Origin of the sequence: Micromonospora sp. D75 (assembly GCF_018070405.1) — a bacterium.
Taxonomy (GTDB): Bacteria; Actinomycetota; Actinomycetes; order Mycobacteriales; family Micromonosporaceae; genus Micromonospora; species Micromonospora chalcea.
In genome coordinates, this window is the sequence record NZ_JAGPXV010000426.1 from 1 (window position 1) to 5,183 (window position 5,183).

General features: G+C 73.9%; 5 protein-coding genes and 2 tRNA genes. 6 read left to right on the top strand and 1 reads right to left on the bottom strand.

Translation table 11 applies throughout. From position 1 onward, the window contains the following. The 3 genes from KBX39_RS22235 to KBX39_RS22245 form a co-directional block, all read left to right on the top strand. Positions 1 to 270 (top strand): isocitrate lyase/phosphoenolpyruvate mutase family protein (locus tag KBX39_RS22235; RefSeq protein WP_210872322.1); only part of this gene is annotated, 270 nt, incomplete at its 5' end. Positions 271 to 394: 124 nt separating this feature from the next. Continuing rightward, positions 395 to 1,780: a helix-turn-helix transcriptional regulator gene (locus tag KBX39_RS22240; RefSeq protein ID WP_210872324.1), complete on the top strand. Its 1,386-nt coding sequence runs from the start codon at positions 395 to 397 to the stop codon at positions 1,778 to 1,780. A gap of 96 nt (positions 1,781 to 1,876) precedes the next feature. Then, the gene (locus KBX39_RS22245; protein ID WP_069089414.1) at positions 1,877 to 2,560 is read left to right on the top strand and encodes a hypothetical protein; all 684 of its coding nucleotides are present in this window, start codon (positions 1,877 to 1,879) and stop codon (positions 2,558 to 2,560) included. Between the two features lie 76 nt (positions 2,561 to 2,636). Here KBX39_RS22245 and KBX39_RS34110 read toward each other — a convergent pair whose 3' ends face one another. Then, complete coding sequence (locus KBX39_RS34110; RefSeq protein ID WP_158559994.1) at positions 2,637 to 2,882, bottom strand: DUF6458 family protein; 246 nt, start codon at positions 2,880 to 2,882, stop codon at positions 2,637 to 2,639. Positions 2,883 to 3,041: 159 nt separating this feature from the next. On the opposite strand from KBX39_RS34110, the gene KBX39_RS22255 reads away from it, so the two are divergent. The 3 genes from KBX39_RS22255 (at position 3,042) to KBX39_RS22265 (ending at position 5,000) form a co-directional block, all read left to right on the top strand. Next, positions 3,042 to 3,114 (top strand) — tRNA-Gly (locus tag KBX39_RS22255). 11 nt (positions 3,115 to 3,125) lie between these two features. Then, positions 3,126 to 3,197: transfer RNA gene (locus KBX39_RS22260), tRNA-Val, on the top strand. A 153-nt stretch (positions 3,198 to 3,350) separates the two neighbouring features. Next, positions 3,351 to 5,000, top strand: a complete 1,650-nt coding sequence (locus KBX39_RS22265) for a PKD domain-containing protein (protein WP_210872326.1) — start codon at positions 3,351 to 3,353, stop codon at positions 4,998 to 5,000. Positions 5,001 to 5,183 lie beyond the last annotated feature (183 nt).

Genomic DNA, 5,183 nt, shown 5'->3' on the forward strand with positions numbered 1-5,183 from the left:
TTCGTACCCGGAACCGTGGAGCCGGAGACGGTGGCCGCGCTGACGGCGGCGATCCCGGCCCCGCTGAACGTGCTGGCCGGGCCGGGCGCGCCGCCGGTGGCCGAGCTGGCGCGGCTCGGGGTGGCCCGGGTGAGCCTCGGCCCGGCGCTGGCCGAGACGGCGTACGCGGTGGTCCGGCGTGCGGCGGCGGAGGTGCTCGGCGCCGGGACGTACGAGGCGCTCGCCGGCGGGCTCGACTTCGGCGAGCTGAACGAGCTGATGCGCGACTGACCGGCCACGGGATCGACCTCGGGCGGGGGACCGGGTTGAATGTGCTGGTGGCCGTTGTCCCGCGTCCGAGCCGGCGGACGGCGACCGGCTGTCCCCGGCGCCCGTCCCGACGGGATCACCACGGATGACGGCGGTCGTCCGCCCGGTGCCCGCGCTGCGGAGCCTGGCCGTCCTCACCGCCGCCACGGCGACCCTCGGCGTCGCGGCGCTCGCCGCCCTGGGCGCGGCCGGGCACGGCGGTTTCGCGAGCGACCCGGTCGGCGCCGTGGCCCTCGCGACGGCAGCCGTGGTCACCGCGCTCGCCGCGCTCCGGCTCAGCCGGTCGGGGCACCGTGCCGCCGGCCGGCTGGCGGCCGGGCTCGCCGCGTCGCTGCTGGCGTATCTGGCGCTCGCCGTCGTCGCGGTGGCCGCCGTCGCGGCCGGACACCCGTGGGCCGGGCCGGCCGTCGCGGCGTGGAACTCGGCGTGGATCCCGCCGCTGGCACTCCTTCAGCTGACCGCCTCGGCCGCCGTCCGCGCCGGCGAGGCCGTCCCGTGGACGCACCGGCTCGTGGGCCTCACCCTGGGCGTGGCCACGCTCGTCAACGCGCTGCTGACCACGGCGACCGAGCCGTTCGCGGGGGTTCCGACGATCGCCGCGGAGTCCTGGCGTACCGCGCTCGCGCCGGGCGGCGCCGCCGTCACCCTGCTGGCAGCGGTGGCGCTGTTCCTGCTCCCGGTGACGCTCTGGCGGGCCGCTCTCGGGTCGCACCACGCCGTCCGGGCGCGTCTCGGCGTGGCCGCGGCGGCCACCACCGCCGCGCCGCTGACAGTCGTCTTCTGCCTGCTGCTCGCCGTCGCCCGCACGCCCGGCGACGTCGAACCGTCGCTGGGCTCGGTCGCCTTCCTGGTGGCGCTGGCCGGGGCCGCGGTGTTCGCCGCCGCGTGCGCGGTCACCGCCGCCCGCGGCGCCACCGAGCCGCGCCGGGTCGGCGCCGTGGTGCGCGGCGCGGGCCTGGCCGCCGCGGCCCTGCTGGTGGTCGGCGTCGGCACGCTCGTGGCCGCTCCCGGGACGTCCCTCGGCCCGACCTCGGTCGCCCTGGTCGTGTCGGCGCTGACCGTCGCCGTCGTCGGCGGGGCGTGGGCCGGCACCGGCCGGCTGGCGGCGCTGCTCACCGCCGCGCCGACAGCGCCGGTGACGCCGCGAGGCGGCGCAGAGGGTACGACGGGAGGCGGTGCGGCGGAGACGACGAACGTCATCGAGCCGGCGGCCCCGGCCACGGCGGTTGTGGATGCCGCGGACCCGGTGTCGGTCGGCGGGCTGACGGCGCGTGAACGGGAGGTGCTCGCCGCGCTCGCCGACGGCGCCAGCAACGCGGGGATCGCCGCGCAGCTGGTGGTCTCCGAGCGGACCGTCGACGCCCATCTGCGCGCGATCTTCGTCAAGCTCGACCTGACGCCCGGCGGCGCCACGAACCGTCGGGTGCGGGCCGCGCGGATCTGGCTGGAGCACGCCCGACAGTCGCATTGAGCAGGGATTTTCCGAAGATAGGTGCTGAGGCCGATGCCCGCGCTGGCGGTACCTCGGCACGGTGGGGCGACACCTGAATCGACGGAGGCTCTCACCGTGCCCGTACCGAAGTTGCGCCGTGCCGCGCTCGTCGCCCTTTTCGTCCTGCTCCTGGCGTCCCTGGCCGGACGGACCGTCTTCATGTTGTGGGAGCCGCCGTTCGACGGAGCGATCCACTACGACGACGTACGTGAGCTGGGGTCCGCGTACTGGCCGATGAACCTCTACCTGGGCGGGCCCGCGTACGCGGTGTCCTGGATCGCCGCGGCGGTGTTCATCGTCGGGCTGGCCCGGGGCCGCGCGGGCGTGCTGAACCTGGTGGGTGCCTTCCTGGCCGGCCTCGGCGGCGTGGTGTTCGCGCTGGCGATCACCGCGGAGGTGCTGCCGTTCGCCTACGCCGCCGACCCGGCGGTCGTGCCGGAGGCGCAGGGACGGGCGCTGTTCGACGTGTTCAACGACCAACTGGACGGGCTGCTCCCGGCCGTCCTCGGCAGCCAGGTGGCGATCGTCCTCGGCATGGTCCTGGCGCTCGTCGGGATCCTGATCGGCCGGACCATGCCGCGTCCGCTGGTCGTCGCCGCGCTCGTCTACGTGGTGGCGTTCGTGCTGGTGCCGCAGGACGCCGCTCGTGCGGTGGTCGTCGCGAGCTACCTGGCGCAGGTGGCGCTGGTGGCCGCGATCGGCTGGTACGGGCTGCGCGCCGCCACCGACGGTGCCGCTACCGACGGCGAGCGGGCATAGCAGACCGGACCGGCCGGATGTTCGATCCGGCCGGTCCGGTCCCGGGACCGATCAGCTCCGTCGGCCCCGCTCACGATCACATGGGCGGCGCGACGTCCCGGCGCTCCTCGACCCGGCGGTACTCCACCGGCTCGTCGGCGGTCGTGGCGACCACCTGACGGCGCCGGCCCCAGACCAGCGTGGTCATGATCAGGCCGAGGACGCCGGCCGCCATGAGGATCCAGCCGACGACGTCGAGGTCGACCCCGCCGACGCTGGCGTTGAGCGCGAACGTGAGGATCGCGCCGACCGCGATCAGGAAAATGCTCGTACCGATACCCACGACAGCCTCCTTCGGGGGGATGGTTGTGCTGTCACCGGCCTCAGTACCCCGGCGGTGAGCGGCGCAACCACACGGCCACCCGGCGCGGCGGGGGTCTGCCGCACGGCGATCTTGGCATCGGGTAGAGTTCACCCCGTCGCCGGCGCGAACCGGCGGCACGCGGACGTAGCGCAGCTGGTAGCGCATCACCTTGCCAAGGTGAGGGTCGCGGGTTCGAATCCCGTCGTCCGCTCGCGATTGCCCGGGCGATTGGCGCAGTGGGAGCGCGCTTCCTTGACACGGAAGAGGTCACTGGTTCAAACCCAGTATCGCCCACCGAGAGTCACCACGCCGCCGGTCGACAGGCGGTCGTCTCCCACCGGACAGCCGGCACCGGCTACATCGGTCTCCCAGGTCCACCGTGCGGATTATTCTGCCGCTGCCATCGCGCGTGTCACTGTGAGGCCCGATGCGCAGGGAGGCGGTCACATGGCAACGATCGAGCGGGGACGGTGGCGGCGGACGGCCGCACGATTAGGGGTGGCGACTGTCGTCGCGGCGGCCGGGGTGACGGTATCGGCCGCGCCCGCGCAGGCCACCGCGACGCGGACGGTGGCGTTCTACAGCATGGACGAGCCGGCGTCGTCGTCGACGGTGCTGACCGACTACAGCGGCAACGGCCGCCACGGCACGATCGGCGGTGAGGTGGTCACCGGCGCGCTCTACGCCGGGGCGACCGGCCACCGCTTCGCCACGCACCTACCCACCGACAAGGAGTACGTCCCGGGCCACGTCGACCTGGTGCCGCACACCACCGACTTCAACCCGGACGCCGGGGACTTCTCGGTGACCATCCGTTACCGGACCACGTACTCCTTCGGCAACATCCTCCAGAAGGGACAGGGCAACACGGCCGGCGGCTACTGGAAGTTCGAGGCCCCGAACGGCAAGCCGAAGTGCCTGTTCCGGGGCGCGGACGGCGCCTCCCGTACCGGCTACACCGACGTGCCGATCTCCGACGGCCAGTGGCACACGATCACCTGCAACCGCACCTCCGCGTACGTGGAGATGTACGTCGACGGCGTGCGGACCAGCCGCCTCAACGGGCCGACCGGCACCATCGCGAACACCTGGCCGCTGTCCGTCGGCGGCAAGAGCCAGTGCGACGGTACGAAGGTCACCTGCGACTACTTCGCCGGCGACATCGACTACGTGAAGATCCTGAAGGGATCGGGCGGCCCCGCGAACCAGGCGCCGGTGGCCGCGTTGACGCCCACCTGCTCCGGGCTGGTGTGCACGTTCACCGGCGCGGGTTCCACCGACGCCGACGGCGCGATCCAGGACCACAGCTGGAACTTCGGCGACGGGGACACCACCGGCACCGCCTCCGTACCGACCACGTCCCACACGTACGCGGCGGCCGGCACCTACCCGGTCACGCTCACCGTCACCGACGACCGGGGCGCCACCGGCACCGCGACCGTCGAGGTGACCGTCGCGCCCGTACCGGAGCGGATCTCGTTCGTCGGCCAGGCCACCGCGAACGCCAACTGGACCAGCCACACCGTGACCGTCCCGGCGGGCGTGCAGGCAGGTGACATGCTGCTGCTCCTGCTCAGCCAGAACACGCACACCGGCACCGGCGAGCCGACCGGCGTGACCGGCTGGAGCAGGCTCGACCGCCTCGACGGCGGCTTCGCGACCACCACCGCCTGGTGGAAGACAGCCGGCGCCGGTGACGCGGGCACGGCCGTCCGGGTGACGCTGGACAGTCAGGCGAAGGGCAACCTGGTGCTGGCCGCGTACCGGGGGGTGGCGCCCGGCGCGCCGGTCTTCACCCGGGCCACCGACCCGGCGAGCACCGCCACCCGCATCACCCCGTACGCGCCGGTGACCACCGCGCAGAGCTGGGCCGTGTCGTACTGGCTGCACGGCGACAGCACCTCCACCGCGCTCACCCCGCCGGCCGGCGTGGCGGTACGCAGCAACAGCTCGCAGACCGGCGGCGGCCGGGTGACCGGCCTGCTCGCCGACTCGGCGAGCAGCGTGCCGACCGGCAGCTACGGCGGGCTCACCGCCACCGGCGCCGCGGCCAGCACGACCACCACCACGTGGACGTTCGTCCTGCCCCCGGCCTGACCCATCGGGTACGCGAAAAGGCCGGCACCCCGTCTCGGGGTGCCGGCCTTTCACGTGTGTCTGTTACTTGTTCCAGTGCTCGGCGACCAGGTCGGCGGCCTGCTGTTCCCACTGGGCGTAGTGGTCCGGGTAGGCGGAGACCTGGACGGTCTGGGCGGCCTTGGTCAGCGGCATGTCGCGCCA